Origin of the sequence: Mesorhizobium sp. B264B1B (assembly GCF_020165765.1) — a bacterium.
Taxonomy (GTDB): Bacteria; Pseudomonadota; Alphaproteobacteria; order Rhizobiales; family Rhizobiaceae; genus Mesorhizobium.
The window spans coordinates 17,892-44,492 of sequence record NZ_JAIUIS010000013.1 but is presented as its reverse complement, the minus strand read 5'-3'; the positions used below and the strand labels follow the sequence as shown (position 1 = coordinate 44,492).

The following is a 26,601-nucleotide window of genomic DNA, read 5'->3' as shown; positions in this document are numbered from 1 at the left end:
GGGCTATTTAATATCGACTTTTAGCAGATGGTCAGCGGCGCTGACGCGCTCCCCGCCCTGATCGAAACCAAATCGCTTGGCAGCGACACGAATGAGGTACCGCTTGTTCAGCGATGCCGGAAAATACAATCTGTATTGCCTTGGTGTCAGCGTAGGGGCGGGGTTGATCCAGCGCATATGCCCCTGGAAAGACATGTCGCGGAGTACGAATATTGTCCCATCCGTGAAGACACCCCCTCCCAGGTCGCTAAACCCTAACGCCTTGGTCTGCTCGATGCTTGGAAAGTCACCACTAGCCGGCTCCGCACCATCAGAGGGTATACCGACCTCGTGTATCGCTACGTTAAAGCGTACATCATCGCGCTCAGGGACTCCGCCGAATGAATTGATATACGTCCAGTCAAGCCGGATGCGCTTTGGCGACAATTCCGAGGAACCGTCGGGATTGTCTTCAATGCCCACTGCGAAATTTTGAGGACCTGATGGATCTCCGATCCTCGTCGCCTCATCCATCGTGGACTCGGGAGTTGGAGCATCGGTGTAGGTTTTGAGGGAGCGCGAATCTCCATCAGCGTTCTCGATAACCGCGCGAAGCTTATCCCAATCAGCATCCGAGATGGGAGCAGGTTGAGGGTCGGAAACGTCATTGCCTTGCGGTTCCGCGTACATCCACGGATGAATTTTACCTGCGCCGGTCCGAAGTGCCCAGTCGGTGCGGAAACTGTTTTCCAACCCGCTGTCTCCGGCAATAGAACCGAGGCGTCCTACTGCATCCGATGCAAAGCGTCCGGTGCCGTTGTTGGTGAGTCCATGGCATGAGGTACAATTTCGTGCTGGATCTACAATCGTGAGGTCGCCATCGAGCGTGCCCCTGTGAGCTGCGGTATAGTCCGTCCCAACCACTCGGTAGGGGGTCTTCGAGTTCCGGGTACGCTCGGGGAGCAGATCGCCAAGGCTGAACGCCGCGGCCTCATCTTTGTCGCGATAACCCACGCGCGCTTGCTTGATATAGGGGGTAATGATCCTGGGTTCTTTGTTATCGTGGCACGCGGCGCAGTCGACCCTGAAAGTCGCGTCGTATGTCTTGGATGCCAGAGTCCGACCAGCAGTGTCGTTGTATCCGCCTCCTCCTGGTGCCACAGTAGGCGTACTCCAATCGAACTTTATTCCTTCATAGCTTCCGTCGAAGAACGCCAATTCCCCGCTCACCTGGTTGAAGCCGATGTAACCAAGCAGCGCATAGGAGTTGTCGTTCTCACTCCAATATTTCTCTGGTCTTAGAATCTCCGGGCCGTGGGTTTTCCTCGCAAGTGCGATCCATTCGACGTTTCCTTTTTCGATCCTAGAGAGTCTCGAAGCGGTACCGCATGGTGTTACACCGCCTGCCAGAGACGGCTTGTCGCATTTGTCGATGGTCGCCGTCCAATTTACAAACACACCGTTCTTGTCGCGATGCTCGTATTCGAGCGGAGAGCCAGATTTGGAACTGTTCGGCTTTAGTTCCGCTCGATTGCCGTCCACCTCCACATACGTGGCCCGCGTTTCGATAACTGACCCGTCAGAGCGGACAAATCGGCCAAGCGTGGTAACGTCGAACGGCGGGATCGGTCCGAAGACAGCTCTGACTTCATCGGCGTAGCGGAGGTTAATGTCTGTTTCTTTCGAAGCAGGTGCCCAAAAGATATTGCCGTTCCACCGATTAACCTTGGATGAGAAGTAGTCTCCTCTGCCCAAAAAATCCGGCGCCGCGTTGAGAGGTCGACTTGACGACCCTACCGCTAAGCGAAATTGATCAGTTATTTGTCCAAGTTTTTGATGTTGTTCCAGGAAAATTGAAAGCTGGTTGACGTACTCTAAGGTGCGAGAATCTCCCTCTGGCAACTGCGACATCGGTCTAGCAAACGGATATCGGGGCGCCTTTAAAAGTTCCCCCTCATTGATGAGAGCTTGGCTATTGGTCCGTTCGAGCGCGGCGGCGTCGAGATGTCGGATCAGATCGGGCGCGGTTTGCCGGACAAAATCGGCGAACGACTTCGGCCGCATCAGTTTCGCGTCTTGGGCCAGGGCACAGGAACCCGCCGCTGCAAAGGCAATCAGACTGCAAAGCAAGAGGCGCATGAACTCGACCCCCCCGATCGCGTCATGTATAATTGCACGAGTATACCTGGTTTAGCAATCAGAGATATGCATCCTCCCGGTCAATGTCCTGTAGCAGTGCTGGACGAGATACTTACGCGCTGTTTTTAGTGCACAAGAGCGGCTGCGCCGGGAAGGTAAGTCCAAATGCTATCTGGGCCCGCGGGATCGGCTGCAGGCACGTGAAAAAAAGCCGGCAGGCAGGAAATGGCCTGAGCACTGCGCTGCGGTTCACCGTTCGGCAGGATTGGTTTTGCGCTGGTGGTCACCCGGAATCTCGGAGCTGCCCGACGTGCTGAGCGCGGAGGAAGCGGCGCGGGTGCTCGAGCCGGCGCCAGGCATCAAGTACATGGCTGCGCTCGGTGTCGCGTATGGCCCAGATCTACACGGTCGGAGGTCACGCGTCTGAATAGGTCAGCGGCATCAATTCGAAACGCATGTTGGTCCGTGTCGAACAGGAGCATGATCGGTTCGATAAGAGTGCGGTCTAAGAGGCTGGACTTTCAGTGGGAGTTCACCTCGGAAGAACATCGAGGCTTTGATCGCGGCAGCACGAATGCGGCCCGCACCTTGCTCGTTGAGCAGAAAGCCGATTGCAGGCGATCTCTCAGGTGGTCGACTGAACCTTGTCGACCTGATGAGGTTGGTCTGCCTCCTCGATGCTGGGGGAGGCGAATTCTCGACGCATGGCTCGCATGAGGCTGTGTAATTGAGGCCTCAGTTCCGCGTTTTCCCCGAGCCGGCCGAAGGGATTGAGGGCGTCTGCATGGTTTCGGAAGTCCCTTCCGCAGTCCGCACAGTCGGGACAATCGTGTCGTTGCCTCTTGCTGATGCATGAAAATGACCACGTACCGGTGGAGGAAACCATAAAGAGCTTGCTGCACCTAGGCGCGCGTCACCAGCGGATCACGACGACTTTTTCAGTTCCATTGGCGAGTTCGACAGCCTCGGTGCCATCTTGCTTGCGGCTCTGGATTTCGCGCTCTCAACGGCTTCAACCCCGGCGGCAACGGCCGCAATGCTTCATCGACCTCGGCGACACAGACCAATGTTTCTTCCGGGAGGTCCTTGATTTGGTTTCAGCAACTGGCGAACGTTCATGGCAAATCTCCTTGGCGCTGCGGGGAGCAGATACCTGCTTTCGCCGGCGCGAACCATGGTTCGTGAGAAAAGTTCCGTTCGCCAGCGCACTGATCAAAATGCGGCGCGAGAGTATCGGCCTAGGTTAAGTTTGCTCCTCCAACCCATGCCAGTTCGCCGGCGCTTCGTGCTCGAACTCAAGGAGATCGGTAGCAGCCTTCCCCCGCCCAGAACATTCTGCTGGACGGCATCGAAGGAGATGTGCGCCGCCCACCTCCAAGTGCTCGGGTACTGCTTCGGATCTTTTCCAGTCGCAGTGGCCTGGAATCACGCGCAGTAATTTTCCAGTAAACTCAGCCTTTCGGAATACCATCCGAACCCACACCGTTAGGTCATTCAGCTCGCAGTACGGCCGATGATCCGCGCCGAAATGTCACCGTCACCGACCGAACAGGCGTTCGCCGAAGCGGTGGCAGTGATGATTTGGAGCGATGCCACTCTTGCCGAGCGGTCGTCGCAACAAGTCCACGAATTCCAGAGCTGCTGGTGCTTCACCGTTTGAGCATGGCCGAGATGCCATGCCGGATAAGAGGAACGTGTTGGGCGAACCGAAGCCCCGCATGGCGTGCAAGCCGTGCCGCCGGTCGCTCGCTTGAGTAGAGTCGGACGAGTATATTCGTAGCATGGTAGAGCGGCGCCGCCGACAGGCGCAGCCGCCTTTCGTATCTGTGCAGCATGTCGGGATCGGCAATGTCACGGCGGTCGCGACTTGCAGTCAGGATTGCATCGGCGAGTTGCTTTTGGCTGCTGAGACCGATGTTGAAGCCATGCGCTGTCACCGGGTGCATTCCAATAGCAGCGTCACCGATGAGTGCGGCACTCGGAGCCCTGAGTTCGTGCGCCCACGTGGTGACCAGCGGAAAGGCGTGGCGGCTGCTTGCCAATGTCATTTCCCCGAGACGGCCTTGACACCGCTTCGTCAATTCCCTGAGGAACAAATCGTCGTTGGAGGCAAGCAGTCTGCCGACCTCGCTTGAGGGCAGAGTGAGCAGCAACGAGGAGACCCCCTCCCCCAGAGGCAACATCGCTATCGTTTGATGGTGATCGAACCATTCGGTTGCCACATGGTGATGGGCGCGTTCATGCCGCACCCGACAGATCAGCATCGAGTGGCCAAGCCGATTGATGTCGGCGCCGATGCCGAGCAGATCACGCGTGGGAGACAGGCGCGAATCTGCGGCAACAACAAGCCTGGCGCTCAACTGCATGCCGTCAGAAAGCGTAACCACTGCTCCTTTGTGGCTGGTCCTTGCATGGACGACCGAGTGGCCGCACCGCAGCTCTGGCTGATCACGCAGCCGAACGATTTTGAACAGCGCATCGCGAATGCGGCAGTTCGGGACCAAAATTCCGAGGGGCTCTCCACACGCTCTTGGAGCATTAAAACGCAGAGCGAAAGCGCTCGATCCGTTGAGGACGCGTGCGCCTTGAAGTGGTGATTTGTCCGAAGCGGGAATGATATCCCAGGCGCCGAGCTCCCGAAGGATTCTGATCGAGGCATGAGTCAGCGCGATCTCGCGACCGTCGAACGCCGGATTCGCGAGCCTTTCCCGGGCCTGCGCTTCAACAAGTGCCACTTTGAGTTTGCTCTGGGCAAGCGAGGCGGCGAAGGAAAGTCCGACCGGCCCCGCGCCAACGACAATGATGTCGAAGCTGTTATCGGAGACGGCCATCAGCGTGGCGCCATCGGGTCGGCTCTCCAGTGTTCAGGCACGAATTGCGAAATCAAAAACGCCTTTGATGCTAGTTTAAGCACGACGCGCGCAAGCTATGGCCGCCTAAATAAGTGGCAAGCCGCCTTATCAGCGGCAGATGCTCACAAAGCCGTTGCTTGACCGCTGATGCTGGCAAGTAAGCGGTCGATCGGGCCGTTGCTGCGGCGCGATCTCGCGATCCTGGCCACGGAAGTGCTGCTGCTGCTGCTGATATTGCTGCCGCCGCAGCCTGTTCTCCAGCATCAGTAATTGGTTCTGCTCGACCAGCGCATTGCGATTGGCGGAGTTGAGGACTGGTGCCGAGGCGACTTGATCCGGCAACGTCGCCGTTCCCAGCATTCCCGACATGAAGATCGTCAATAGGCGAAATCGCGACATCTATACACTCCTGCAAACAAAACTTTGGCATACGCAGTTGCCCGGTGATGCCACCATGCCCGCAGGACCAGCGAACATGGCCAGCGTCTGACGCCGCTCTGCTGCCGTCCCGCGATGTCTTGAGCACGCGGTCAGCAGCCTCGCGTCCGAGCGCCTTGGGTTCACATCGACGGTTGTCAGTTGCGGACGCGCCGCAAGCTCCACAACGTTCTCAAAACTAGCGAGGGCTACATCGGCATGTATTAGCGAGCCATCTCGCAGAGCGGGTCGCACGCACCCTGGGCGATCTGATCGTTGCCGCCGGAGGTCGCGTTCAGCCTTTGCTCACAAGAATCCGGCCGCCGCCTTGCGCAGCCACGCTTCGGCCCACTTTTGGCTTTGGCCGTTCTTCGTGTGGGTCTTGATTCAAACCGATCGCCGAGGCGTTCGGCGGCGCGATTCGTCGACGTAGGCATGGATTCTCTCCCTGAAGGACTGGCCGATGAAACCACGCCGATGAGTAGATAACCCTGATCTAGGTCAAGCGGTGTGAGTAATCCGGCGACCGCGGTTCGACGATCACCCGCCTGCATATTGGGCGGAATGGGCGACGTAATCTTTCGAGCGACACAGGCTTTTCACAGATCAGCGTCAACCGGCGGCAGGTGAAGCTGCCTATGCAACCTCAGCAGTAGTTCCACTCGGCTTATCACCGGCATCCCAACAGTCGTCTGCAGAGCGGCTTGAATCAGCGTTCTGGCTTGTCTTCCTGGTCGACAAGGATACGCTCTGCTGCCCCGTCGAGATCTTCGTACTGACCGCTTTTCAATGCCCATAGGAAGCCAGACAGCCCAAGCCCGCCGAGGAGCAGGGTCCCAGGTATCAAATAGGCAAGCGTCCTCATTACAACTGTACCCGTCCGCCATTGTTGGAGTGTCTATCATTGGCAACAGTTTCCGCTGGTGCGTGCCGAACAAAGCCTTCCAGGCGCAATGCATTCCCGATCACCAGCAGTGATGACGCAGACATAGCAATCGCCGCGATAAGCGGAGTGGCGTGCCCTAGAATAGCGATTGGTACAGCGATGGTATTGTAGAGAGTCGCGACGGCGATGTTTTGGCGGATCAGGCTTCCTGCCTTGCGCGAGACGTCCAGCGCGAGCGGCACCGCCAGGAGGCTTTCGCGCAGGAAGACGAAATCCGCGGCGTTGCGGCCAACATCGGCGGCGGTGGCCGGTGCGATCGAGACATGCGCTGCGCTCAGCGCCGGCGTATCATTGAGGCCGTCGCCAACCATCAGAACCCTGTGCCCCACTTTCGCGAGGGTCTCGATGCGTTCGAGCTTGCCGGATGGCAGCAGGCAGGGAACGAAGTTGTCGATTCCGAGTGACTTCGCAACCTCGGCACAGGCCGCCGCGGTATCGCCTGACAGCATTTCCACGGGAACCCTGGCGTCGCTCAATTGATCGATGGCCGCTCTGGCGTCGACCCGCAACGCATCCTCGAAAGCGAAGGAAGCGACAATCATCCCGTTCTTCGTGAGAACGGTTCCGCCGTAGCCATGTTTGGCTTCGCCGCCGGTTCGAGCCTTCCATCCAGCCCATCCGCGTCGGCCCAGTCGCCAGGTGCTTCCCGCATCAGTGGCCTCGATTCCGAATCCCGGATGCTCGGTGACGGCATCGAATTTGAGCTGCCCGCCAGGAATGGCAAAGCCGGCTATGGCCTTTGAAAACGGATGACGCGAGTGCGCCGCCAGGTCGGCTGCGACTGCCAGCATGGCCGGATCGATCGACGGCGCGTTAACGAGCCGGGGCTGGCCAAGCGTCAGCGTTCCGGTCTTGTCGAACACGGCAATGTCGACAATTGCCAGGCGTTCCATGGCGGAGCCGTCCTTGACCATAATGCCGTTCTCAAACAGGCGCCGCGCGGCGACCACCTGCACGATCGGCACGGCGAGGCCAAGCGCGCAGGGGCACGTGATGATGAGAACGGCGATGGCGATCGTCATCGCCCGGTGCCAGTCGCCGGTCGCCACTATCCAGCCCAGGAATGTCACGAAGGCGGTGAGATGAACCATGGGCGCGTAGAGCGCCGAAACGCGGTCGGCGATACGGCGATATTGCGCGCGGCCGCCCTCGGCGGCCTCCATCAACCGGACCATTTCCGCCAGGAATGAATCTTTTGCGGCGGCTGTCGCCTCAATCGTCAGCGGGCCGGTAAGATTGAGCACGCCGGCCTGTACCGCTTCGCCCGGCGCTACGTTTTTCGGCGTGCTTTCGCCTGAGGCCAGCGAGCAGTCGAGATCCGACGTTCCCTGGATGATCTTGCCGTCGACGGGGATCCTCTCACCGGCCGCGATCAACATCCGCATGCCTGGTTCGATCTCGCCGACCGGCAGATAGTCGCGCGCGCCATCGCCGCGCAGCACCATGGCGCCACGCGCGGCCAGCTGAGACAGGCCTTTCACGGCAGTTCGGGCACGCTCCCGCATCACATGATCCAGCGTGCGTCCGATCAAAAGGAAGAACAGCAGCGATACCGACGCGTCGAAATAGGCGTGGTCGCCATGATTGATCGTCTCATAGAGGCTCATGGCGTAGGCGAGCGAAACACCGACCGCGATGGGCACGTCCATATTCATGCGGCCATGACGCAAGGCGTTCCAGGCCGACCGGAAGAAGATGCCGCCGGCGAAGGCGAGGGCAGGAATGGCGATCAGCGCCGAGACCCAGTGAAACAGGTCGCGGGTAGCACCTTCGGCGCCGGACCAGACAGAGACCGAAAGCAGCATGATGTTGCCCGCCGCAAAACCGGCAACAGCGACGGCGCGGATCAGTTCGGCAAGCGTCTTGTCCTTGTCGTCGATCTCGGGTGCGAACAGATGCGCCTCGTAGCCAAGCCTGCCAAGCGCGGCGACGAACGGTGGCACCTCGTCTCCACGCCACCGGACCGCGACCCGTTTCGTCGACAGGTTGACGCGCGCGCTTTCGACGTGATCGAGCTTTCCAAGTGCCGCCTCGATCGTCTGGATGCAGGCGGCGCAATGAACCGTCGGCACTGAAAGGTCGGTCTGCCGAAGATCGTCGCCAAGCGATCGGCTCGCCAACCTGATTTCCTGGCTGGATGGCAGGACCCATGTGGCGCCGTTCAGATCCAGCGCCGTTTCAGCGCCCGGTGCACAACAGCTCATTGCAGAGCCCCATGAGAGATCATGATCCTGCTGACGTCGCGATAGGGTCGTGCCAGGCCGGCATCGGCGTCGACTTCGACGATCCAGACGCCGTCCTTCGGCATCTGCTGCGCTGCGAATTCCTTGCCTGAGGCGAGGGCGAGCGTGACGGACTTGTCGTCTTTCTCGTAGGCGGGATGACGAAACAGCACCTTGACGCCGTGCAGAGGAACCGGCTTGCCGGCCGCGTCGGAGAGGCTGTAGCGGACTTCGCCCCATGCGATGGTCAGCTTGCCGGTCCAACCGAGCGCGGCTTGGGCGCGGCCGGCCTCGGCCTCCTTGTTGAATTGCTGGCTCGCCACATATGTGTTCTCGACGACAAGGCCGGTCCAACTGGTGTTGGCGAGCGTGGCCATCGTCAGATTGACCGCGATGACCACGCCGAAGAAGGTGAGAATGATGGCCAGCATGTGCCTGCCGGTGAATTCGCGAGGCTTTTGGGCATTGGCGGTCATTTGGCGGCCTCTGGCGCGTTGAATGTTGCGGTGTACTCGTTCGACTCGGAGCTCGCTCTGTCCTCGACACGGAACTTGAAGGTCTGTGCCGGAGCGTGGATCTGGTCCGCCGGCTGGCGAACGAAGACCTTCAACGTTTTCAGGCGATCGGGCTCGACCGGGATGGCAAACGAGCGGCCCGCCTTGATGTCGTCCCCGACCACGCTCATTTCGCCTCCTTGCAAGCCCTGCATGGTGACAACAATGATCCGCGGCTCGGGGATCATGTTGAGCAGTTTGACGGTGTAGCCGTTGCGGATCGAGCCGTCGGACAACGTTACGAATTGCGGATTGCGATCGTGCAGCACATTGACTTCGAGCCTGTCGCGCGTCAGCAGCGAATAGAGCAGACCCAGGCCGATCAGCGACCACAGACCCATGTAGACGTAGGTGCGTGGCCGGAAGATCTTGCTGACATGGAAATGCGCCACCTTGTCGGAGAACAGGCCATCAGCGGTCCTGACCAGCGACGGGTTGACTGAACTGGAGCCGCCCGCGGTCGCCAACATCATGTTGGCGTTGTAATCGGAGAGCGTTGCGTAGGAAATCAGTCCGCGCTCTTTGCCGAGCTTGTCCATGACGCCGTCGCAGGCGTCGATACACAGCGCGCAGGTGATGCATTCGAGCTGCTGGCCGTCGCGAATGTCGATCCCCATCGGGCAGACCGCGACACAGGCATTGCAGTCGACGCAGTCGCCGACGGACTGCCCTGTCGCTTGCACCTTCTTGGCGTGACGCGAGCGCGGTTCGCCGCGCCAGTCATTGTAGGTGACGGTAAGCGAATTCTCGTCGAGCATGGCTGCCTGGATGCGCGGCCATGGGCACATATAGGTGCAGATCTGTTCGCGCATCAGGCCACCGAACGTGTAGGTGGTCGCCGTCAACACGGCGATGGTGATGTAGGCGACAGGCGCGGCGGTACCGGTGAAAAGTTCGCGAGCCAAACTAGGCGCATCGGCGAAATAGAAGATCCAAGCACCGCCGGTGGCCGCGCCGATGACCAGCCAGATCGTGTGCTTCGATAGGCGCAGCACCAGCTTGCGGGCGGTCCAGGGACCAGCGTCAAGCTTCATGCGGGCGTTACGGTCCCCCTCGACCGCACGTTCGACGACAAGAAACAGGTCGACCCATACGGTCTGCGGACATGCATAGCCGCACCAGGCACGGCCGACAGTCGAGGTAATCAGGAAAAGCCCAACGCCGGCCATGACCAGGAGGCCGGCCACATAGAAGAATTCCTGGGGCCATATCTCGATGAAAAAGAAGTAGAAGCGCCGGTTGGCGAGGTCGAGCAGCACGGCCTGATCCGGAGCAAATGGACCGCGATCCCAACGCAGCCAAGGCGTCAGGTAGTAGATGCCGAGCGTGATCGCCATCACCAGCCATTTGAAGCGGCGAAAGTTGCCCGAGACGCGCTTTGGGAAGACTTTCTTGCGTCTGGCATAATGCGGCTGGCGGGTATTCGAGGAATTTGGGGCCGAGCCTTCGAGCCGTTCAGTTCGCGTATCATTGCGCACGTGCGTACCACTCCCATCCGAAGTCAGAAGGGGATTTCGTGCCGCATCGACGAGCGGCGCAGCCGAAATGGTGTCGAGGCCCGGCTTGCGCCGGGCCCCGTCGCTTGGCAGGGGGAGGCCGAGAATAGGCCTTGCCTTCCTATTCTCCGCCGCCAAGCGAATGGACATAAACCGCAAGCTCCTTGACTTTGATCTCGCCGAGACGGCCGAGCCAGGCCGGCATGACACCTTCCTTTGGCGCGCGGACCTGGGCTGCGACCGCTGCCTCGCCGGCCCCGTGCAGCCAAATGGCGTCGGTGAGGTTGGGGCCCCCAAATTCCCTGTTCCCTTCCGCGTTCTCACCATGACAGGCGACGCAATTGTCGGAAAAGACTTTGGCACCGGATTGGATCAGACTTGCATCGGCGACCTTGCCAGAGAGGCTGACGACATATGCGCTAACCTGCTTGATCTCGTCGGCGGTGATGATGTCCCCGAACGCCGGCATTTCCGACAGGCGCGTGTCCGGATCCGAAGCGAAGCGGATGCCATGGGTGATCGTCTGCTGGATCTGCTCGGCCTTGCCGCCCCACAGCCAGTCGTCGTCGTTTAGGTTGGGAAAGCCCTTGGAACCTTGGGCGCCGGAGCCGTGGCACTGCGTGCAGTTGACCTTGAATGCGGCGCCGCCGGCGGCGATGGCGAATTCGCGCAAGGCATCGTCCGCAGCGATCTCCGAGACACTTTTCGACTTCACCGCCGCGAGGTATTTGCTCTTCGCTGCTTCCGCATCCGCCAGTTCGTTCTTGACGTCATTGCGGCTCGAATAGCCGAGAACACCCGTCGTCGCCGAATGCAGCAGTGGCCATGCGGGATAGGCGATTGTGTAGCCGATCGCCCACACGATGGTGACGTAGAAGATGGTGATCCACCAACGCGGAAGCGGGTTGTTCAGCTCGCGGATGCCATCCCATTCGTGGCCGGTGGTCGAGACCCCAGAGACTTCATCGATGTGCTCCTCGCTCATGATCACTCGTCCTGAAGCGGAATTCGGGCAGCTTCGTCCGCCAACTTACGGCTGCCGGGACGCAGGACGAAGACACTTGCCCCCGCAAAGAAAAGCGCCATGGCAACCAGACCCCAGCTGTCGGCAAACTCCCGCATAAGATTGTAATTCATGGAAAACTCCTCAGCGGTAACCGGCGCCTTCGTCGTAGTTCTTAAAATCGACCAGCGTGCCGAGCATCTGCAGATACGCAACGAGCGCATCCATTTCGGTGACCTGTTGCGGGTTGCCGTCGAAGTCGCCGATCTTGGCCTTGGGATAACGGGCCTCAAGACCTGATGTGTCGGCGTTGGGATCAGCCTGCGCCATCAGATCGGCGTTGGCGTTGGCGACCATGTCATCGTTGTAGGGAACGCCGACCCGCCGGTTGGCGACCAGATGCGTCGAGAAGTCCTTCACCTCGATCGGCGCGTCCTTCAGGAAGGCGTAGCTGGGCATGATGGATTCCGGCACAACGGAACGCGGATCCGAAAGATGGGCGACATGCCAGGCGTTCGAGTAGCGGTCACCGACCCGGGCCAGATCCGGCCCCGTCCGCTTCGATCCCCATTGGAAGGGGTGATCGTACATTGACTCGGCGGCCAGGCTGTAGTGGCCGTAGCGCTCGACCTCGTCGCGGAACGGCCTGATCATCTGGCTGTGGCAGAGGTAGCAGCCCTCGCGCACATAGATGTTGCGCCCGACGAGCTCGAGCGGCGAGTACGGACGCATGCCTTCCACCTTCTCGATCGTGTTGTCGAGATAGAAGAGCGGCGCGATTTCGACGATACCGCCGACAGTCACGACAAGAAGGGAGCCTACGAGAAGAAGCGTGGCGTTCTTCTCGATAATGGCATGTTTGTCGATCAAGCCCATTGGTTTGGCTCCCTGGCAGGCTGAATGACAGGCGCGGCACCCGACATCGGCCTCTCCTCGCGTTGACGGCCGAGGATTGTCATCGCGATGTTCCAGGCCATGATCAGGGCGCCCGAGAGATACATGGCGCCGCCTATGGCGCGCATGACGTAGTAGGGGCGCATGGCAGCGACGGTCTCGGCGAAGGAGTAGACCAGGAAGCCCTGCCCGTCGTATTCGCGCCACATCAGGCCCTGCGTGATGCCGGACACCCACATGGCGGCGGCGTAGACGACGATGCCGAGCGTCGCCAGCCAGAAGTGCCAGGTAACCAGCCGCAGCGAATAGAGCCGGTTACGGTTCCAGAGCTTCGGTACCATGTAGTAGATCGCGCCGAACGAGATCATGCCGACCCAGCCGAGTGCACCGGAGTGCACGTGACCAATTGTCCAGTCGGTATAATGGGACAGCGAGTTGACCGCCTTGATAGCCATCACCGGGCCTTCGAAGGTCGACATGCCGTAGAAGGCGACGGCCATCACCATCATGCGGATGATCGGGTCGGTGCGCAACTTGTCCCAGGCTCCGGACAGCGTCATCAAGCCGTTGATCATGCCGCCCCAGGACGGCATCCACAGCATGATCGAGAACACCATGCCGAGCGTCTGTGCCCAGTCGGGCAGAGCGGTGAAATGCAGGTGGTGCGGCCCGGCCCAGATGTACAGGAAGATCAGTGCCCAGAAATGGATGATCGAGAGCCGGTAGGAATAGACTGGCCGGTTCGCCTGCTTGGGCACGAAATAATACATCATGCCGAGGAAGCCGGCGGTGAGGAAGAAGCCGACGGCGTTGTGGCCGTACCACCACTGCGTCAGCGCGTCCTGGACGCCGGAAAAGGCGGAGTAACTCTTGGAACCGAGGAAAGAGACCGGCATCGACAGGTTGTTGACCACATGCAGCATCGCGATGGTCACGATGAAGGAGAGGTAGAACCAGTTGGCGACGTAGATGTGCGGTTCCTTGCGCTTCAGGATCGTGCCGAGGAACAGGATGAGGTAGGCGACCCAGACGATGGTCAGCCAGACGTCGACATACCATTCCGGTTCGGCGTATTCGCGGCTCTCGGTGATGCCGAGCAGGTAGCCTGTCGCGGCCATGACAATGAAAAGCTGGTAGCCCCAAAAGACGAACCAGGCGAGATCGCCGCCGAACAGGCGAGCGCGGCAAGTGCGTTGCACGACGTACAATGACGTGCACAGCAGCGCGTTGCCGCCGAAGGCGAAGACGACCCCGGACGTGTGCAGCGGCCGCAAGCGGCCGAAATTGAACCAAGGCTGAACGTTGAGATCGGGGTAGGCCAGCTGCAGCGCGATAACGACGCCGACCAGCATGCCGACGACGCCCCAGAACATCGTGGCGATGGCGCCGTAGCGGATCGGACCGTCCATATAGGCGGACGGGTCGATCGGAGCGGCCGGCTTGAACTCCGAGTTGCGCAACAAGATCCCGATAAAGGCAATAAGGGCAAAAGACAGCACCCCCATATGCTGGCGGAAAGGTCCATCAATGCCGAAGCCAGCAGCCACCAGGGCTGCAAAGGCAAAAAAGCCCACCACGACGATCGCTGTGCCGAATTTCATCGCAAATCCTGATCCCGAATCGGGCGCACGCCAAATCCGCTCGGCATCAATTGCGCAGCTGCCCTCTGCCCGCCCTGATCCATGTCAGGTGCCAGGTTTGTTTGGTAGAATCGAGTTTGCGCAAATCAGAGCGGACGTTGGGGCGGGCGGGTATGTCGAAGCGCGGCCGGCGAGCTTTGCGGAACTCTTGCCGGCTGCCTTGCTATCCGACAAGGGTCGCTGATGCTCTTGGGTCTATGCTACCGGGGTTCTCGAGGCTACAGCAATACATTGTGCTCGAACGCAGCATGTCCTGCCGCGGATTCGAGTTGGCGGCGCAGAGCCCGCCGCTTGGGCTTATCCAAACTGCCGCGGCCTTCGGCCGCCGCAACGCTGCTCCAGCCGGCCGACGCTCTCCACCCTCACATGGCGCTTGTTGTCGATCCGGATCACGCCTTCAGCTCGCAATCGAGTCAGCTGGCGGCTCACGGTCTCATTCGTCAGGCCAAGGAAATCAGAGATGTCGGCACGAGTCAGTGGCAGATCGAAGGACGCCGAGATAGCGGCCGGATCAACACTGGAATCCATGTTCAGGGCGAGCATGACAAGAAAACTCGCCACCTTTTCCGATGCCGTCTTGCGCCCGAGCGTCACCATCCATTCGCGTGCTGCGTCAAGTTCGTCCAGCGCCTGCTTGAGCAGGCGATGCTCGAGTTCCGGTGATTCCTTCACCATCCGTTCGAGGGCTGCCTTGGGGAACGAACACAGCGTGACAACGGTTGCCGCTTCCGCACTGATCTCGCTTTCGACCTTGAAGGGTCGCCCCAGAAAATCCGGTGCAAACTGGAGCCCTACGATCTGCTGGCGCCCATCCGAAAGGCTCTTCGTCAGCTTGACCACGCCTGAAAGCACATTCGAATAGCTGTTGACGGCCTCGCAGTCGCCGACCAGTTCGACTCCTGGCTCGATCTTGTGCCGCGATGAACTCCTGGCAAGCGCAGCCAAACGGTCTGGATCGAGCGCGCCGCAAATACCGCGACGCCTTCCCTCGCAAGAGCGGCAAAGAACGGGAATGCCGGCACTGTGAATGCCCTGCCGTAATGTCATGCGCTCGCTCTATCCTCTTCCAAGCACCGACAGGGTAGCAATCCAGGGTAGAAAAATCCTTGCGGCAGTTTGTCCGAGCTGCACTTGATCGAAATCAGGGCGTTGGCCGGCCAACCAGTCAAGAGTTCCAGCGGTGCACATGGTGACCACGACATGCAGTCGAAAGTAGCTTGCTCGGATTGTCGAAAACGTCCCTCGCTATACCAGCTATCCGACCGCACCGCATTTCCACGTGGGCGTCGATGCTGCGGCTTATCGTGGCTGGCTGGAGGCGCTCGGCGAGGACGATGAGATATCGCTCTACGTGCACATCCCTTTCTGCGCCAAGCTTTGCTGGTTCTGCGCGTGCCACACCAAGCAGACACGCCACTATGAACCGGTCACCAAATATCTGAGATCGCTGCATGCGGAGATCGCCACCGTCTCATGTCTCGCCGGAGGCAAGGGCCGGGTGCGTGCCGTCCATTTCGGTGGCGGCTCACCGACGATGCTCAAACCACAGGACATGGTGGCGCTCGGAGCCGTTCTGCGCAACAGCTTCTCATTTCTTCCCGGCGCCAAGATCAGCGGCGAAATCGAACCCAACGATATGGACGAAGCGCGCCTCGACGCACTTGCCGAAATCGGCATGACGAGGGCCAGCCTCGGGGTCCAGGATTTCGATCCGAAGGTGCAGAAGGCCATCAATCGCGAACAGATCTTCTTGCAGACCAAGACAGTCGTCGACGGCGTTCGGGCACGCGGCGTCGAGTCGGTTAACCTGGACCTGCTCTACGGCTTGCCGCACCAGACCAGGGAGAGCGTCTTGTCCACCGTCAGGCAGGCGCTGACGCTCGAGCCCGACCGGATCGCCCTCTTTGGCTATGCGCATGTGCCATGGTTCAAGAAACATCAGACAATGATCGACGAGGCCTGGTTGCCAGGCCCGGAGGAGCGGTTTGCCCAATCGCAACTGGCAGCTCGCGCCATACTCGACCAAGGATACGAAGCAATCGGGCTCGACCATTTCGCCAAACCGGGGGATGCGCTGGCGCTTGCCGCGCATGCGGGGATGTTGCGTCGCAACTTTCAGGGCTACACCGAGGATCGCTGCGAAACCTTGATCGGCCTCGGCCCGTCATCCATCAGCCAATTCCGACAAGGCTATGTACAGAACATGCCTTCGACCGCCGAGTATGGCCGCATGGTGGATGACGGTGGGTTGGCTTCGGTCCGCGGAATTGCTTTTTCCGACGACGACCGCGCTCGCGGTTGGATCATCGAGCGCCTGATGTGCGATTTCGGCTTCTCGGCAGTCGATTTGGTGGAACGCTTCGGCAAAGCCGGCCAGAAGCTCCTTCTTCGGTCGAGTACCGTGGCCCTCGACAAGTCGGTCCGACTTGAACTCGACGGCGATCGTTTCGTCGTACCGCTGGAAAGTCGTCCCTTTGTCAGATGCGTCGCTGCGAAGTTCGACAAATATCTCAAAACGGGAAAGGCCAGGCACTCCGTGGCAGTTTGAGCCAGCGAGTGCGTCGCGGTCCGCGCAGGGCCCATCATCGGTGACCTATTTGCCAGACGATGTTGCCCGCGCACACCCTTGTTTGACAGGCACGGTGCGCCACAATTGCACTTGACTGACTCTCTGCTTCGGTCATTCGGAATCTGAGGCTTTCAAAGACCGCGATTCGTCTGAGATGCTGGCCGTCGCCAGACCTTCTTTTCTGGCCTTGGCAAACGCTCGGTCGCCGTCCAGAAATCCCGCCAGCATAAAAGGAATGAGTTCCGCGACTGTTTCAGACTCGCCGTAAGTCTGACGATAGAGCGCAGCATAGGCGTTGAGTTCTTGGCTCAAGTCCGCGCTGACGGTGATGGTAATCTTCAAGGGCGTTCGGTCTGGAAGCTTGCCAAGTTTCAAGTTGGCCATAATCACTCCCGTTCAATCTTGTATGGCCGCAGCAAGAGATCCTTGTGCACGATGACGCGCAGTGGCCAGCCTGGTCGGATCGTTATGGTGGGCTGAACGTTGAGATTTTTCTCAGTTATGCGCTGGCCGGCTCGACTGACGTTCTGCTGGGCGGATTCGCGGATCGCCTTGACCAGATCGCTTTCATTGTCTCCGAGGCTCAATTCGGTGCCCACGCCAAGCAAGGTCGCGAGCGCAACCCCCTTGATCAGCTGCCAGGTGTGGAAATCCACCTTGTCCTCAAGCCCCGCATATCCGGCGGTGTCTGTCGCCGGCAGATTATCGATCTCGATCGAGGACCCGTCCGGCAGGATTATTCGCTGCCAGACCAGCAATGCGCGCTTTTGCCCAAACGCCACCACGCTGTCATAGGTGCCGATCAGCCGGGAACCTTGTGGAATGAGCAAGATGCTGCCAGTGACTGTGTCTTGCACATTCTCTGTGACCTGCGCGACGACGAGGCCGGGTAGGTCGGAATTGATCCCGGTAATGAGGCTTGCCGCGATTACGCTGCCAGCCATCAGTTGGTAGGGCGAGGCAGACGTCTGCAGCGCATGCGGATTGTAGATTCCGCTTGTGCTCCGCTGACTGACAAAATCCAGTTTGCGCTGTTGGTTGTTCTGATCGCCCTCGGCTGGTGCAACGGAAGCCGACCCGGCTGTCGCTCCGGATTGCGGCGCTTCAGGCCGCTGCTGTAGACTCTCCTCGCCGCCAGCGAGATCTGTCGGTTTGGGCCGATTGTCGATCCGGAACAACACTTGCGACTCGCGCGCTTCGATCGCCTGCTGGGCAAGGCGTTGATCCTCGGCGGAGACCTCCTGTCCCGGCGCAATTCCGAGTTGGCGCTGCCGCTCGAGGATGGGGCGGCCGAGATCACCGGGTAGCGGCGGTCCGAGCACCGGGGCCTTCGGCTTGACGCCGGAATAGTCCCTGGGCAGGCTGTCGAGCCCCTCGGCGGTGGGCTTGTGGTCAGGATGGTAGAGGTCTTCCGCCTGCTCTTTGAATCGCAATGCCGGCCCCTGAAGCGCAATGATCATGACGCCCAGAATGGCACCACATCCGGCGGCAGAGATCGCGACAATCACCCCCCGCCTGAAGCGCACAGCACCGCGGGGTGAGGCGCGCAGCTGCAGCTGGTCGGGATCGAGTTTCGGCGGCGCATTGGAGTGGGACGTATAGGTCATGAGCCTTTTCCCCTCACCTGCCGAAACCGGCAAAGAGTGGCATCCGACGCGGCAATTGCCGGCCGTCCATCCTTGAGATGCGCACGACCTGCTGCGGCTTGGCGCCGAGGCGCAGTTCGGCCGCGGCGAACAGGCGATCGACGATGTAGTAGTTGCCGCGCATGCGGTAGTTGACCAACTGATTGCCGCCGTCAGCACCGACGATGAAGAGCGGCGGCGCCTCGCCCTGATCGATGCGGCGCGGGAATTCGATATAGACTTTGCTGCCGTCGTCAAAGGCCCGTGTCGGTCTCCAGGGCGGTGTGTCGCCGGCGATCGAATAGCGGAAGCGGATATTTTCGAGCGCAACATTCGATGCGACCGGCGTTGCAGCGTCGGCCTGAACGTTTCGCCGGGAGAGCGCAAGGATCTGGTCTTCGCTGTAGGTCCAAGAGATGGCCGCCATTGCGGTCTTCTCCGTGCTTTGGAGCTGCAAGTGATAGGTGCGTCGATCCGTGGTGATCACCAGATTTGTGGTAAGCTCGGGCGCGAACGGCTTCACCAAAACATGGGTGCGCTGACCGTCACCGGTGCCACTGACGGTGTCGCCGATGACCCAGCGGATCGTGTCCCCGGCGGACACAGCCGTCAGCTTCTCGCCCGGCTGCAGAGCGATGTCGGTGACGCGCTCCGGCGCTGCAAAGAGCTGATAAAGCGCGCCATCGGTGAAGGGATAGACCTGGACCGCGTTGACATAGCCATACCTGGTTGGCTGCCGAGTTGCGGCCCTATTGGCATCGGCAACGCGTTCTTCAGGAGAGCGCTTGTCCTCGGCGAACTTGACTGGGTCAGGCTGCAACTGGCCGGGAAGCGGTAGCGGCTTTGGCACCTCGACGATTTTAACCGGTTTCTCTGGCGGCTTCTCGATCGACGCTGCTTTGAAGTCGGCAGCGTCATAGGCAATCTCGGGCGGCGGCACCGGCTTGGATGCGCAGGCGGACAGCACCGCTGCCGAGGCCGACAGGATCAGCGCGGCACGGAGCGATGGGGCTTTATTTGTCATTGGCGGGCTCCTTGGGGGAAACGGAGGTCGGCGCGGCACTGTCGAGCTCGCGCGACCAATCGATGGCGTTGATGAAGAGGCCGAGCGGATTCTTGCGCAGTTGGTCTGTATTGCTTGGCGGCCGGATCATAATGGTGAGGATCGCCGTCCAGCGGGTCGTGCTGGCAAGGCTGCCGCGCTCAAAGACCTGCTCGGTCCATTTGACCTGGAACGAGCTACCGGAGGCCCGCACCACGCTGGTCACCTGGACGGACACGCTTCGCGTTCCGATCTGACCGAAAGGATCGCTCGCCTTGGCATATTCGTTGAGGAAGAGCGCGGCGCGGTCGCTGGCAAAGTCATAGGCGGCCAACCAGTTCTGCCGCACCAACACCGGATCGGTGGAAACGGAACGGATATTCTGAATGAAACGGCCAAGATGCCAGGCGATCTGGGCGTCCGTCGGCTCGTAGTCCCGGATTGCCGAGGCTACGGCGCGCGCCTCGCCGAAGCGGTCGACCTCGACGACGTAGGGCACAACCCGGCTTTGCATTGACTGCCAAACGAGCCCGCCGGAGAGCCCGGTTGCCAATGCCAGGCAGCCAAGAGCCATCAGCCGCCAGTTGCGGGCCTGCACCCGCGATGAGCCGATGCGCTCATCCCACAGCTGGCCCGCCTTCTGGTACGGTGTGATGGGCTCGGGTGTCTTGCCGTAGCGTTGAACGGATCGCTTGAAGAGCATCTAGTCGTCCTTGTCGTTGAGAGAGGGATTGGCGCTACCGCCCGGTCTGTCACCATCGCGCACCGCCTGCATGGTGGCGTGGCGGTGGGCTCGCGCAGACTGCTGGGAACGCAGGCGCCTGGCCCAGCTAGGGGCAGCATCGGTGGTCGGACCCGCAGGAGTTTCGGTCATCGAGGCGATGGGAGACCCGCCGGTCGCGGTCCATGCGGCCTGGCGCCCGGCATCAGCGCTGCGCCCGAAGGTTTCCGCGGCAGATCGTGCCGCTCGCACAGCGGCGCCACTGGCGGCACCTGCCACGCCCTGCATCCCGGCAGCCACACCGGACAGGCCGGAGTCAGGCGAGGTTGCGCGCCCTAATTGCCAGGCAGAGGAAGCTGCCGAACCGATCGTGGTGCCGGCGCGAATTGCGGCAAGCCCGCCATCAGCTGCCATGCGCACCCCGGCGATCGCAGCGCCTCCGGCAACGAGTGACGCACCGGCGGCGGCCGCGGCCGTACCCAGTGCAGCGCCCGCACCAAGCTGCGGGGCACCCGAGACGAGACCGGACGCTATTCCAGGCCCGAAAACACCTAGCCCAAGCAGCGCCAGCGCCCCCAACACCTGTGACATGGCGGCGGCCAAATCCGGCTCCTTGCCTTGCAGCGCCGAAGCGAACTCGCCGAACAGCGTGGACCCGACACCGACAATGACCGCAAGCACCATCACCTTGATGCCCGACGAGATCACGTTGCCGAGCACGCGCTCGGCCAGGAACGCCGACCGGTTCCAGACTGCGAAGGGCACCAGAACGAAGCCGGCGAGAGTGGTGAGCTTGAACTCCAGAATGGTGATGAAGAGCTGGATGGAAAGAATGAAGAAGGCAATGATGACCAGGAACCAGGCCACGAGCAGCACGAAAATGGTGAGCGCGTTGCCGAAGATTTCGGGAAAGCCAAGAAGCTGGCTCGCCTGATCCAGCAGCGGCCACGCGCCCTCGAAGCCTGTGGCGGCAATACGTCCGGGCCGCAGGAGACTGTCGGGCGACAGATTGGCGGCCGAAGCGTTGAAGCCCAGCCCTGCGAAGGAGCGGTATATAATGTCGGCGAGATTCTTGAAATTGTTCAGGATGAAAGCGAAGACGCCGACATAGAGCACCTTGCGGATGAAGCGGCCGAGAATGTTGGGCTCGCCGGCGAATGCCCAGGCGAGCCCGGCTAACGTGATGTCGATGCCGATCAGGGTCGTGGTGAGGAAGGCGACATCGCCCGACAGCAGACCAAACCCGCTGTCAATATAGCGGATGAAAGTCTCCATGAAGCGATCGATGACCCCGAGGTCGTTCATTGCGCCTTCCTCGTGACAGATATGGTGATCAGTTGCCGGGATAGGCCGTGCCGGTGCCGAGGAAACGCTTTGTCGTCTGGCGTGCGGCTTCTTCGGACTGCGCCTTGCGAGCCGCATCCTCCGCCTCCGCGCGAAACTGCGTCGCGAGCAGCGTCTGGATCTGCATCTGCTGCTTGGTTGACAGCGCGATCAGTTGGTTGGTGGCCTGGCTTGCCTCAAGCGCACCGGCAGCACCCTGGCTGCGGTTGACGAGATCAGCAAGCAGGTCGCGATCGCCCCGGACGTTCTCGAGGATCTGCGACTGGACACCCATCGTCTGCCGGAACGCCTGCATGGCGCTCTGCCAGCGCTCGCGCGCTGCGCTTGCCACATCGCTGACCTTGATCGTGGCGTCGTAGCTTTCGGGATATTGATTGCGCCACTGGTCCTGCAGCTTGTCCAGATCAAAACTCAGGCCACTCGCCTGGTCCATGAGCCCGTCGATCCGCTGCAGCGAACCGGTGAGCTGGCCTACCGAAGAAAAATCCAGCCTCTGAAGGTTGCGCGCCATGTTCTGCAGCATGGTCGCCTGGTTCTGGAGCGACTGTATCTGGTTGTTGATCTGCTCCAGTGAGCGTGCCGCCGTCAGCACATTCTGGGTGTAGTTCGAGGGATCGAAGACAATGAGCGCGTAGGCTGGCTGGACATAGTCGGCCATCGGTTTGGCCATCAGGGAAAGGGTGATCAGGCCGGAAAGGAAACGGCGCCGCATCATGACGATTACTCCATGTCTGGTTGAGGGAATTGGCGGAGAAGCTCGGCGGCCCAATCGAGCCCGCGGGCATTCAGGAAATAAAAGGCAAAGCCGTCCTGTCCGCGTTCCGACAGGATCTTGTCGATCAGGGTCTGGCTGGCCGGATCGGAGGCGCCGCATAGCGCAAGCGCAATTGGACCCAAGCCCAGCTGAAACAGCCGGTTGCCGCGGCGCGATTGCAGATAATATTGCCGCTTCGGCGTGGCGCGCGCGACCAGTTCGATCTGCCGCTCGTTCAGGCCGAAACGCTCGTAGGCTTCCCGTGCCTGTGGTTCCACGGCACGGTCATTTGGAAGAAAAATGCGCTGTGGGCAGCTCTCGATGATGGCCGGTGCGATTGCAGAGCCAGCGATGTCGGCCAGTGACTGCGTGGCGAAAATGACAGAGACGTTCTTCTTGCGCAGCACCTTCAGCCATTCGCGTATACGCCCCGCAAAGAGCGGATTGTCGAGATAGAGCCAGGCCTCGTCGAGCATGAGCAATGTCGGTCGTCCATCGAACCGCGCCTCGAGGCGATGGAAAAGATAGGTGAGCACCGGCAGCACAGCGCCTTGGCTGTGCATCAGCTCTTCGGTCTCGAAGCACTGCACATCCGACAAGGCCAGCCGATCGTCGTCCGCGTCCAGCAACCGGCCGAAGGGCCCGTCGAGCGTGTAGGGCATCAAAGCGGACTTCAGCGCGTTGGACTGAAGCAAGACCGACAGGCCGGTGAGTGTGCGTTCCTGCGCTGGCGCCGTTGCAAGACTGGTGAGTGCCGACCAGATTGCCTCTTTCGCCTCCGGGGTGACGGTGACGTTCTCATGGGCGAACAGCCCGGCGATCCATTCGGCTGCCCAGCTGCGGATCGCCGGATCGTCAATCTTGCGCAGCGGCTGGAAGGCAAGCGCACCGTGGGCGCGCAGCGCGTGATGCTCGCCACCCATGGCAAGAATTGCGGCCCGGGCTGAATTGCCTTTGTCGAAGACATACACCTGCGCGCCGGCATAGCGTCGGAACTGCAGAGCGAAGAGGGCAACGAGAACCGATTTGCCGGCGCCGGTCGGTCCGACGATCAGCATGTGGCCGACATCGTCGACGTGGGTGGAAAGCCGGAACGGTGTCGACCCGCTGGTTGAGGCGAAGAGAAGCGGCGGGGCCTCTGCCTGTGTAACTTTGGCGAGATGCTCGTTCGCCGCCGGGCCGGCCCACACCGAGGAAAGCGGCATCAAGTGGGCGAGATTCAATGTGTGAACGAGCGGCTGACGGACATTGGCATAGACATGGCCGGGCAACGAGCCGAGCCAGGCCTCGACCGCATTCACGCCTTCACGGATCGTGGCGAAGCCGAGGCCATTGACGACGCGCTCGACCGCGCGGAGTTTCTCCGCAGCGGCTTGATGGTCCTCGTCCCAAACCGTTACCGTCGTCGTCAGATAGCCGAACCCGACATGATCGCCGCCTAACGCCTGGATTGCGGCGTCGGCATCGAGCGCCTTGTTTTCGGCGTCGGTGTCAACGAGCGGGACGGGTTCGCTGGTCACCACCTCGCGCAGGATGGCCACGATCGATTTGCGCTTGGCAAACCACTGCCGCCGCAACCGCGTGAGCGTCCTGGTGGCCTCGGTCTTATCCAGCGGAATGAAGCGCGTCATCCAGCGGTAGGGGAAATCCTGATTGTTGAGCGCATCGAGAATTCCGGGCCGTGTGACATTCGGAAAACCGAGGATGGTGAGCGTGCGCAGATGGTGGTTGCCAAGCATCGGCTCCAATCCGCCAGTAAGCGGCGCATCGACCAGGATGCCGTCGAGATACATGGGTGTTTTTGGCGCGGCGACTGGATGGCGGCGGGTGGAGATCGTGCCGTGGAGGTAAGTCAGCGTCCCGGCATCATCGAGTGCGCGTATTTCGGGCATGAAGCCCGACAGGAGATCCAGCACGCGGCCGGTCTCGTCCCGGAACCGCGTCAGTTCCTGGCGCCACTCTCTCTCGCCTCCTGAATGATGCGAGTCGACCAGAGCGCTTTGCGCCCGCGCCTGGCTGTCTGGCGGCGGGATGAACGTCAGCGTTAGGTGATAGCGGCTCTCGTAGTGCGCGACCTTGCCTTGAAAGGCCGCGCGCCGTTCTTCATCCACCAGCCATGACGCAGCGTCGGGGAAACGCGAGCTTGGGTAGCCCAGCGCCTCGATGCGCTCGGCGTCGAAGAACAATGCCCAGCCGGAGCCGAGCCGTCTGAGCGCATTGTTGGCCCGCGCGCAGATGCCGATGAGTTCGGCTTCTGTTGCACTCTCGAGATCAGGCCCGCGAAATCCAAATGAGCGCTGGAAACTTCCGTCCTTGTTGAGCACGATGCCCGGTGCCACCAGTGCGGCCCAAGGCAGATGATCGGCAAGTCGGTCGGCCTTGCCCCGATATTCGGAAAGATTCAGCATGCGAGCCACCCCTTCAGGCGAAGATGGCGGACGAGCACGCTGGCGAAATCCGGGTCGCGGCGGGCCGCGAAGACAGCCACCGTGTGCGCGCAGATCCACAGCACCAATCCGGCAATCCACTGCTGCAAGCCAAGCCCGACGGCCGCGGCAACGGTGCCACTGAAGATGGCCACCGCTCGCGGCGCGCCGCCGAGCAGGATCGGTTCGGTCAGTGCGCGGTGAACCGGAACCTCAAAGCCCTCGATATGGTGCTCTCCGGCCAACATCAGACGAGTGCCCCGCCGCCAAAGGAGAAGAAGGAGAGGAAGAAGCTCGATGCGGCAAAGGCGATCGACAGGCCGAAGACAATCTGGATGAGCCGACGGAACCCACCTGCCGTGTCGCCGAAGGCGAGTGTCAGGCCGGTGGTAATGATGATGATGACCGCGATGATCTTGGCGACCGGCCCCTGCACAGATTCCAAGATCTGCTGCAGCGGCTGCTCCCAGGGCATTCCGGAGCCGGCGGCGTATGCCGGAAACGTGAGAAGAAACGCGAGCGTGGTGGCCCAGAGAAAGCGAAGCTTCTTGCGCATGAAGTGACCTTTCAGAGTTGCTGGAGTTGCGGAAGCGTGAGCTGGGTGACGGCGTAGTCGCCACTGCCGTCGAGGCCAGTGACCTCGGCGATCGTCTCGATGCGGCGCGAGGATCCGCGGCCGGCGATGAAGACGATCAGGTCTATCGCCTCGGCGATGAGCCGGCGGGGAACGGTGACCACGGCTTCCTGTGCGAGCTGCTCGATGCGGTAGAGGGCGGACCGCGCCGAGTTCGCGTGAACGGTGGCGATGCCGCCTGGGTGACCAGTGTTCCATGCCTTCAGCATGTCGAGCGCTTCCGCGCCTCTGATCTCGCCGACGATGATGCGATCGGGTCTGAGGCGCAGTGTCGAACGCACGAGATCGGCGAGCGTGACAGAACCACGCCTGGTCCTCAGCGCAACGCAGTCTTTTGCTGCGCATTGAAGTTCGCGCGTATCCTCGATCAGGATCACCCGCTCGTGGCAGTCGGCGACCACGGCCAGCAGCGCATTGGCAAGGGTTGTCTTGCCCGATGAAGTGCCGCCCGCGACCAGGATGTTGCGCTGCTCGCGGACGGCTTTCTTCAACGCATCAGCCTGCAGCGGCAGCATGACCCCGTCGGCGACATAATCGGCTAGGCTGTAGAGCTTTGCGGCGGGCTTGCGAATGGCAAAGCATGGCGCCAACACCACAGGTGGCAGGAGGCCTTCGAACCGCTCGCCCGAGGGCAGTTCGGCGCTTACGATCGGATTATCCGCATGCGCTTCGGCGCGCACGTGGGAAGCGACGAGGCGGACAATGCGCTCCGCCTCGGTAGGATGGATGTGCACGCCTGTGTCGACCAAGCCTTCCCCGAGCCGATCGATGCGCAGTGCTCCGTCGGGATTGACCATCACCTCGATGATCGATGGGTCTGAAAGCGCTTTGGTGATCGCCGGGCCCATGGCGGTGCGCAGCATGGCGCGGCGGCGATGATCGGCTTCCGGATGAGAGTTCACCCTTCCTCTCCCCCGCCATTGTCTTTGCCAAGCGACCGCTTCCCGGAAGCGATCTGCCGGCCGACCTGCTCGACAAATTTGTCGAAGCGCTCCTGGCCGATGGCCTGCGTTACCCTGTCCGGGGCCGGCGTGTGGGCGTGAAGCGTGATCGAGAAGCGGATGAAGAGCGCCAGGCTCTCCATCGTCATCTCGGCGTCGCGCCTGACATGAGCGAGGTCGCGAGAAAGACGGTCGAGCCTTACCCCGTAGCGTTGGTCGAGCTCGTTCTTGCCACGCCGCTCGATGAAGGCTTCTACTGCCTTGGCGACGATCGCCGATTTGGTGGTCGAAGGATCACGACTGAGTTTGTCCAGCTTCTCGCTTAACTCAAACTCAAGCAGAAACTGGTGACGAATGCGGCGGGGCTTCATGTGGCTTGTTCCAACAGCCAGCGCTACGCGCC

The 26,601-nt window shown here is 61.0% G+C and carries 25 protein-coding genes; 2 read left to right on the top strand and 23 right to left on the bottom strand.

The genetic code is table 11. The features are described from left to right. Positions 1 to 3: 3 nt before the first annotated feature. A complete protein-coding gene (locus tag LB547_RS24015; protein WP_064993452.1) occupies positions 4 to 2,118 on the bottom strand; it encodes a hypothetical protein in 2,115 nt (704 codons plus the stop codon). Between the two features lie 1,513 nt (positions 2,119 to 3,631). On the opposite strand from LB547_RS24015, the gene LB547_RS24010 reads away from it, so the two are divergent. Next, positions 3,632 to 3,778: a hypothetical protein gene (locus tag LB547_RS24010; RefSeq protein ID WP_224655927.1), complete on the top strand. Its 147-nt coding sequence runs from the start codon at positions 3,632 to 3,634 to the stop codon at positions 3,776 to 3,778. Here LB547_RS24010 and ubiM read toward each other — a convergent pair. The 11 genes from ubiM to LB547_RS23955 all read right to left on the bottom strand — a co-directional run bounded on the left by ubiM (position 3,768) and on the right by LB547_RS23955 (position 15,189). After that, positions 3,768 to 4,949 carry a 5-demethoxyubiquinol-8 5-hydroxylase UbiM gene (ubiM, locus tag LB547_RS24005; RefSeq protein ID WP_064993451.1) on the bottom strand — a complete coding sequence of 394 codons (1,182 nt, stop codon included), beginning with the start codon at positions 4,947 to 4,949 and terminating at the stop codon, positions 3,768 to 3,770. The two genes, LB547_RS24010 and ubiM, sit on opposite strands and share 11 nt — an antisense overlap. A gap of 129 nt (positions 4,950 to 5,078) precedes the next feature. Next, positions 5,079 to 5,369: a hypothetical protein gene (locus LB547_RS24000; RefSeq protein ID WP_084015713.1), complete on the bottom strand. Its 291-nt coding sequence runs from the start codon at positions 5,367 to 5,369 to the stop codon at positions 5,079 to 5,081. A 727-nt stretch (positions 5,370 to 6,096) separates the two neighbouring features. Next, the gene (gene ccoS / locus LB547_RS23995) at positions 6,097 to 6,252 is read right to left on the bottom strand and encodes a cbb3-type cytochrome oxidase assembly protein CcoS (protein ID WP_064993450.1); all 156 of its coding nucleotides are present in this window, start codon (positions 6,250 to 6,252) and stop codon (positions 6,097 to 6,099) included. After that, the gene (locus tag LB547_RS23990; protein ID WP_064993449.1) at positions 6,252 to 8,537 is read right to left on the bottom strand and encodes a cation-translocating P-type ATPase; all 2,286 of its coding nucleotides are present in this window, start codon (positions 8,535 to 8,537) and stop codon (positions 6,252 to 6,254) included. Before LB547_RS23990 ends, ccoS begins: the two co-directional genes overlap by 1 nt. Then, positions 8,534 to 9,031: a FixH family protein gene (locus LB547_RS23985; RefSeq protein WP_064993448.1), complete on the bottom strand. Its 498-nt coding sequence runs from the start codon at positions 9,029 to 9,031 to the stop codon at positions 8,534 to 8,536. The genes LB547_RS23990 and LB547_RS23985 overlap by 4 nt, the downstream gene beginning before the upstream one ends. Beyond that, positions 9,028 to 10,587, bottom strand: coding sequence for a cytochrome c oxidase accessory protein CcoG (gene ccoG, locus LB547_RS23980; RefSeq protein ID WP_064993447.1), 1,560 nt, complete (start codon positions 10,585 to 10,587; stop codon positions 9,028 to 9,030). The genes LB547_RS23985 and ccoG overlap by 4 nt, the downstream gene beginning before the upstream one ends. Before the next feature lie 139 nt (positions 10,588 to 10,726). Further along, entirely contained in the window at positions 10,727 to 11,590 is an 864-nt protein-coding gene (gene ccoP, locus LB547_RS23975; RefSeq protein ID WP_064993446.1) for a cytochrome-c oxidase, cbb3-type subunit III, read from the bottom strand. A gap of 2 nt (positions 11,591 to 11,592) precedes the next feature. Further along, complete coding sequence (locus tag LB547_RS23970; protein WP_013533256.1) at positions 11,593 to 11,742, bottom strand: CcoQ/FixQ family Cbb3-type cytochrome c oxidase assembly chaperone; 150 nt, start codon at positions 11,740 to 11,742, stop codon at positions 11,593 to 11,595. Between the two features lie 10 nt (positions 11,743 to 11,752). After that, a complete protein-coding gene (ccoO, locus tag LB547_RS23965) occupies positions 11,753 to 12,484 on the bottom strand; it encodes a cytochrome-c oxidase, cbb3-type subunit II (RefSeq protein WP_064993445.1) in 732 nt (243 codons plus the stop codon). Beyond that, positions 12,475 to 14,103, bottom strand: a complete 1,629-nt coding sequence (ccoN, locus tag LB547_RS23960; protein ID WP_064993444.1) for a cytochrome-c oxidase, cbb3-type subunit I — start codon at positions 14,101 to 14,103, stop codon at positions 12,475 to 12,477. The genes ccoO and ccoN overlap by 10 nt, the downstream gene beginning before the upstream one ends. Before the next feature lie 336 nt (positions 14,104 to 14,439). Further along, entirely contained in the window at positions 14,440 to 15,189 is a 750-nt protein-coding gene (locus tag LB547_RS23955; protein WP_064993443.1) for a Crp/Fnr family transcriptional regulator, read from the bottom strand. Between the two features lie 232 nt (positions 15,190 to 15,421). On the opposite strand from LB547_RS23955, the gene hemN reads away from it, so the two are divergent. Then, entirely contained in the window at positions 15,422 to 16,690 is a 1,269-nt protein-coding gene (gene hemN, locus LB547_RS23950) for an oxygen-independent coproporphyrinogen III oxidase (RefSeq protein WP_245429714.1), read from the top strand. A 132-nt stretch (positions 16,691 to 16,822) separates the two neighbouring features. Here the strand turns inward: hemN and LB547_RS23945 are convergent, their stop codons facing one another. The 11 genes from LB547_RS23945 to LB547_RS23895 are packed head-to-tail and all read right to left on the bottom strand — an operon-like array spanning position 16,823 to position 26,569. Continuing rightward, the gene (locus LB547_RS23945) at positions 16,823 to 17,095 is read right to left on the bottom strand and encodes a DUF2274 domain-containing protein (RefSeq protein ID WP_064993441.1); all 273 of its coding nucleotides are present in this window, start codon (positions 17,093 to 17,095) and stop codon (positions 16,823 to 16,825) included. A gap of 2 nt (positions 17,096 to 17,097) precedes the next feature. Next, entirely contained in the window at positions 17,098 to 18,318 is a 1,221-nt protein-coding gene (locus tag LB547_RS23940) for a TrbI/VirB10 family protein (RefSeq protein WP_064993440.1), read from the bottom strand. Positions 18,319 to 18,331: 13 nt separating this feature from the next. Continuing rightward, positions 18,332 to 19,360 (bottom strand): P-type conjugative transfer protein TrbG, encoded by a 1,029-nt coding sequence (trbG, locus tag LB547_RS23935; protein ID WP_064993439.1) that lies wholly within the window; start codon positions 19,358 to 19,360, stop codon positions 18,332 to 18,334. Beyond that, positions 19,350 to 20,081: a conjugal transfer protein TrbF gene (trbF, locus tag LB547_RS23930; protein WP_064993438.1), complete on the bottom strand. Its 732-nt coding sequence runs from the start codon at positions 20,079 to 20,081 to the stop codon at positions 19,350 to 19,352. Before trbF ends, trbG begins: the two co-directional genes overlap by 11 nt. Further along, entirely contained in the window at positions 20,082 to 21,404 is a 1,323-nt protein-coding gene (trbL, locus tag LB547_RS23925) for a P-type conjugative transfer protein TrbL (protein WP_064993437.1), read from the bottom strand. A gap of 28 nt (positions 21,405 to 21,432) precedes the next feature. Beyond that, on the bottom strand, positions 21,433 to 22,158 hold the full coding sequence (trbJ, locus tag LB547_RS23920) for a P-type conjugative transfer protein TrbJ (protein ID WP_064993436.1): 726 nt from the start codon (positions 22,156 to 22,158) through the stop codon (positions 21,433 to 21,435). Between the two features lie 5 nt (positions 22,159 to 22,163). Next, complete coding sequence (trbE, locus tag LB547_RS23915) at positions 22,164 to 24,605, bottom strand: conjugal transfer protein TrbE (RefSeq protein ID WP_064993435.1); 2,442 nt, start codon at positions 24,603 to 24,605, stop codon at positions 22,164 to 22,166. Next, positions 24,599 to 24,871, bottom strand: coding sequence for a VirB3 family type IV secretion system protein (locus LB547_RS23910; protein WP_064993434.1), 273 nt, complete (start codon positions 24,869 to 24,871; stop codon positions 24,599 to 24,601). Before LB547_RS23910 ends, trbE begins: the two co-directional genes overlap by 7 nt. Next, positions 24,871 to 25,179, bottom strand: coding sequence for a TrbC/VirB2 family protein (locus LB547_RS23905; RefSeq protein WP_064993433.1), 309 nt, complete (start codon positions 25,177 to 25,179; stop codon positions 24,871 to 24,873). Before LB547_RS23905 ends, LB547_RS23910 begins: the two co-directional genes overlap by 1 nt. Positions 25,180 to 25,190: 11 nt before the next feature. Next, positions 25,191 to 26,159, bottom strand: coding sequence for a P-type conjugative transfer ATPase TrbB (gene trbB, locus LB547_RS23900; protein WP_013533270.1), 969 nt, complete (start codon positions 26,157 to 26,159; stop codon positions 25,191 to 25,193). Next, complete coding sequence (locus LB547_RS23895) at positions 26,156 to 26,569, bottom strand: CopG family transcriptional regulator (protein WP_064993432.1); 414 nt, start codon at positions 26,567 to 26,569, stop codon at positions 26,156 to 26,158. The genes trbB and LB547_RS23895 overlap by 4 nt, the downstream gene beginning before the upstream one ends. Positions 26,570 to 26,601 lie beyond the last annotated feature (32 nt).

Bases quoted from the DNA above. Each gene is read 5' to 3' on its own strand.
- ubiM (WP_064993451.1), bottom strand. From the start codon at position 4,949: ATGGCCGTCTCCGATAACAGCTTCGACATCATTGTCGTTGGCGCGGGG.
- LB547_RS24010 (WP_224655927.1), top strand. From the start codon at position 3,632: ATGATCCGCGCCGAAATGTCACCGTCACCGACCGAACAGGCGTTCGCC.
- trbL (WP_064993437.1), bottom strand. From the start codon at position 21,404: ATGAACGACCTCGGGGTCATCGATCGCTTCATGGAGACTTTCATCCGC.
- LB547_RS24015 (WP_064993452.1), bottom strand. From the start codon at position 2,118: ATGCGCCTCTTGCTTTGCAGTCTGATTGCCTTTGCAGCGGCGGGTTCC.
- ccoO (WP_064993445.1), bottom strand. From the start codon at position 12,484: ATGGGCTTGATCGACAAACATGCCATTATCGAGAAGAACGCCACGCTT.
- LB547_RS23905 (WP_064993433.1), bottom strand. From the start codon at position 25,179: ATGCGCAAGAAGCTTCGCTTTCTCTGGGCCACCACGCTCGCGTTTCTT.
- trbF (WP_064993438.1), bottom strand. From the start codon at position 20,081: ATGCTCTTCAAGCGATCCGTTCAACGCTACGGCAAGACACCCGAGCCC.
- LB547_RS23910 (WP_064993434.1), bottom strand. From the start codon at position 24,871: ATGTTGGCCGGAGAGCACCATATCGAGGGCTTTGAGGTTCCGGTTCAC.
- LB547_RS23895 (WP_064993432.1), bottom strand. From the start codon at position 26,569: ATGAAGCCCCGCCGCATTCGTCACCAGTTTCTGCTTGAGTTTGAGTTA.
- trbG (WP_064993439.1), bottom strand. From the start codon at position 19,360: ATGACAAATAAAGCCCCATCGCTCCGTGCCGCGCTGATCCTGTCGGCC.
- LB547_RS23945 (WP_064993441.1), bottom strand. From the start codon at position 17,095: ATGGCCAACTTGAAACTTGGCAAGCTTCCAGACCGAACGCCCTTGAAG.
- ccoS (WP_064993450.1), bottom strand. From the start codon at position 6,252: ATGAGGACGCTTGCCTATTTGATACCTGGGACCCTGCTCCTCGGCGGG.
- LB547_RS23990 (WP_064993449.1), bottom strand. From the start codon at position 8,537: ATGAGCTGTTGTGCACCGGGCGCTGAAACGGCGCTGGATCTGAACGGC.
- ccoP (WP_064993446.1), bottom strand. From the start codon at position 11,590: ATGAGCGAGGAGCACATCGATGAAGTCTCTGGGGTCTCGACCACCGGC.
- trbE (WP_064993435.1), bottom strand. From the start codon at position 24,605: ATGCTGAATCTTTCCGAATATCGGGGCAAGGCCGACCGACTTGCCGAT.
- LB547_RS24000 (WP_084015713.1), bottom strand. From the start codon at position 5,369: ATGTCGCGATTTCGCCTATTGACGATCTTCATGTCGGGAATGCTGGGA.
- LB547_RS23940 (WP_064993440.1), bottom strand. From the start codon at position 18,318: ATGACCTATACGTCCCACTCCAATGCGCCGCCGAAACTCGATCCCGAC.
- LB547_RS23955 (WP_064993443.1), bottom strand. From the start codon at position 15,189: ATGACATTACGGCAGGGCATTCACAGTGCCGGCATTCCCGTTCTTTGC.
- LB547_RS23970 (WP_013533256.1), bottom strand. From the start codon at position 11,742: ATGAATTACAATCTTATGCGGGAGTTTGCCGACAGCTGGGGTCTGGTT.
- trbJ (WP_064993436.1), bottom strand. From the start codon at position 22,158: ATGATGCGGCGCCGTTTCCTTTCCGGCCTGATCACCCTTTCCCTGATG.
- LB547_RS23985 (WP_064993448.1), bottom strand. From the start codon at position 9,031: ATGACCGCCAATGCCCAAAAGCCTCGCGAATTCACCGGCAGGCACATG.
- ccoN (WP_064993444.1), bottom strand. From the start codon at position 14,103: ATGAAATTCGGCACAGCGATCGTCGTGGTGGGCTTTTTTGCCTTTGCA.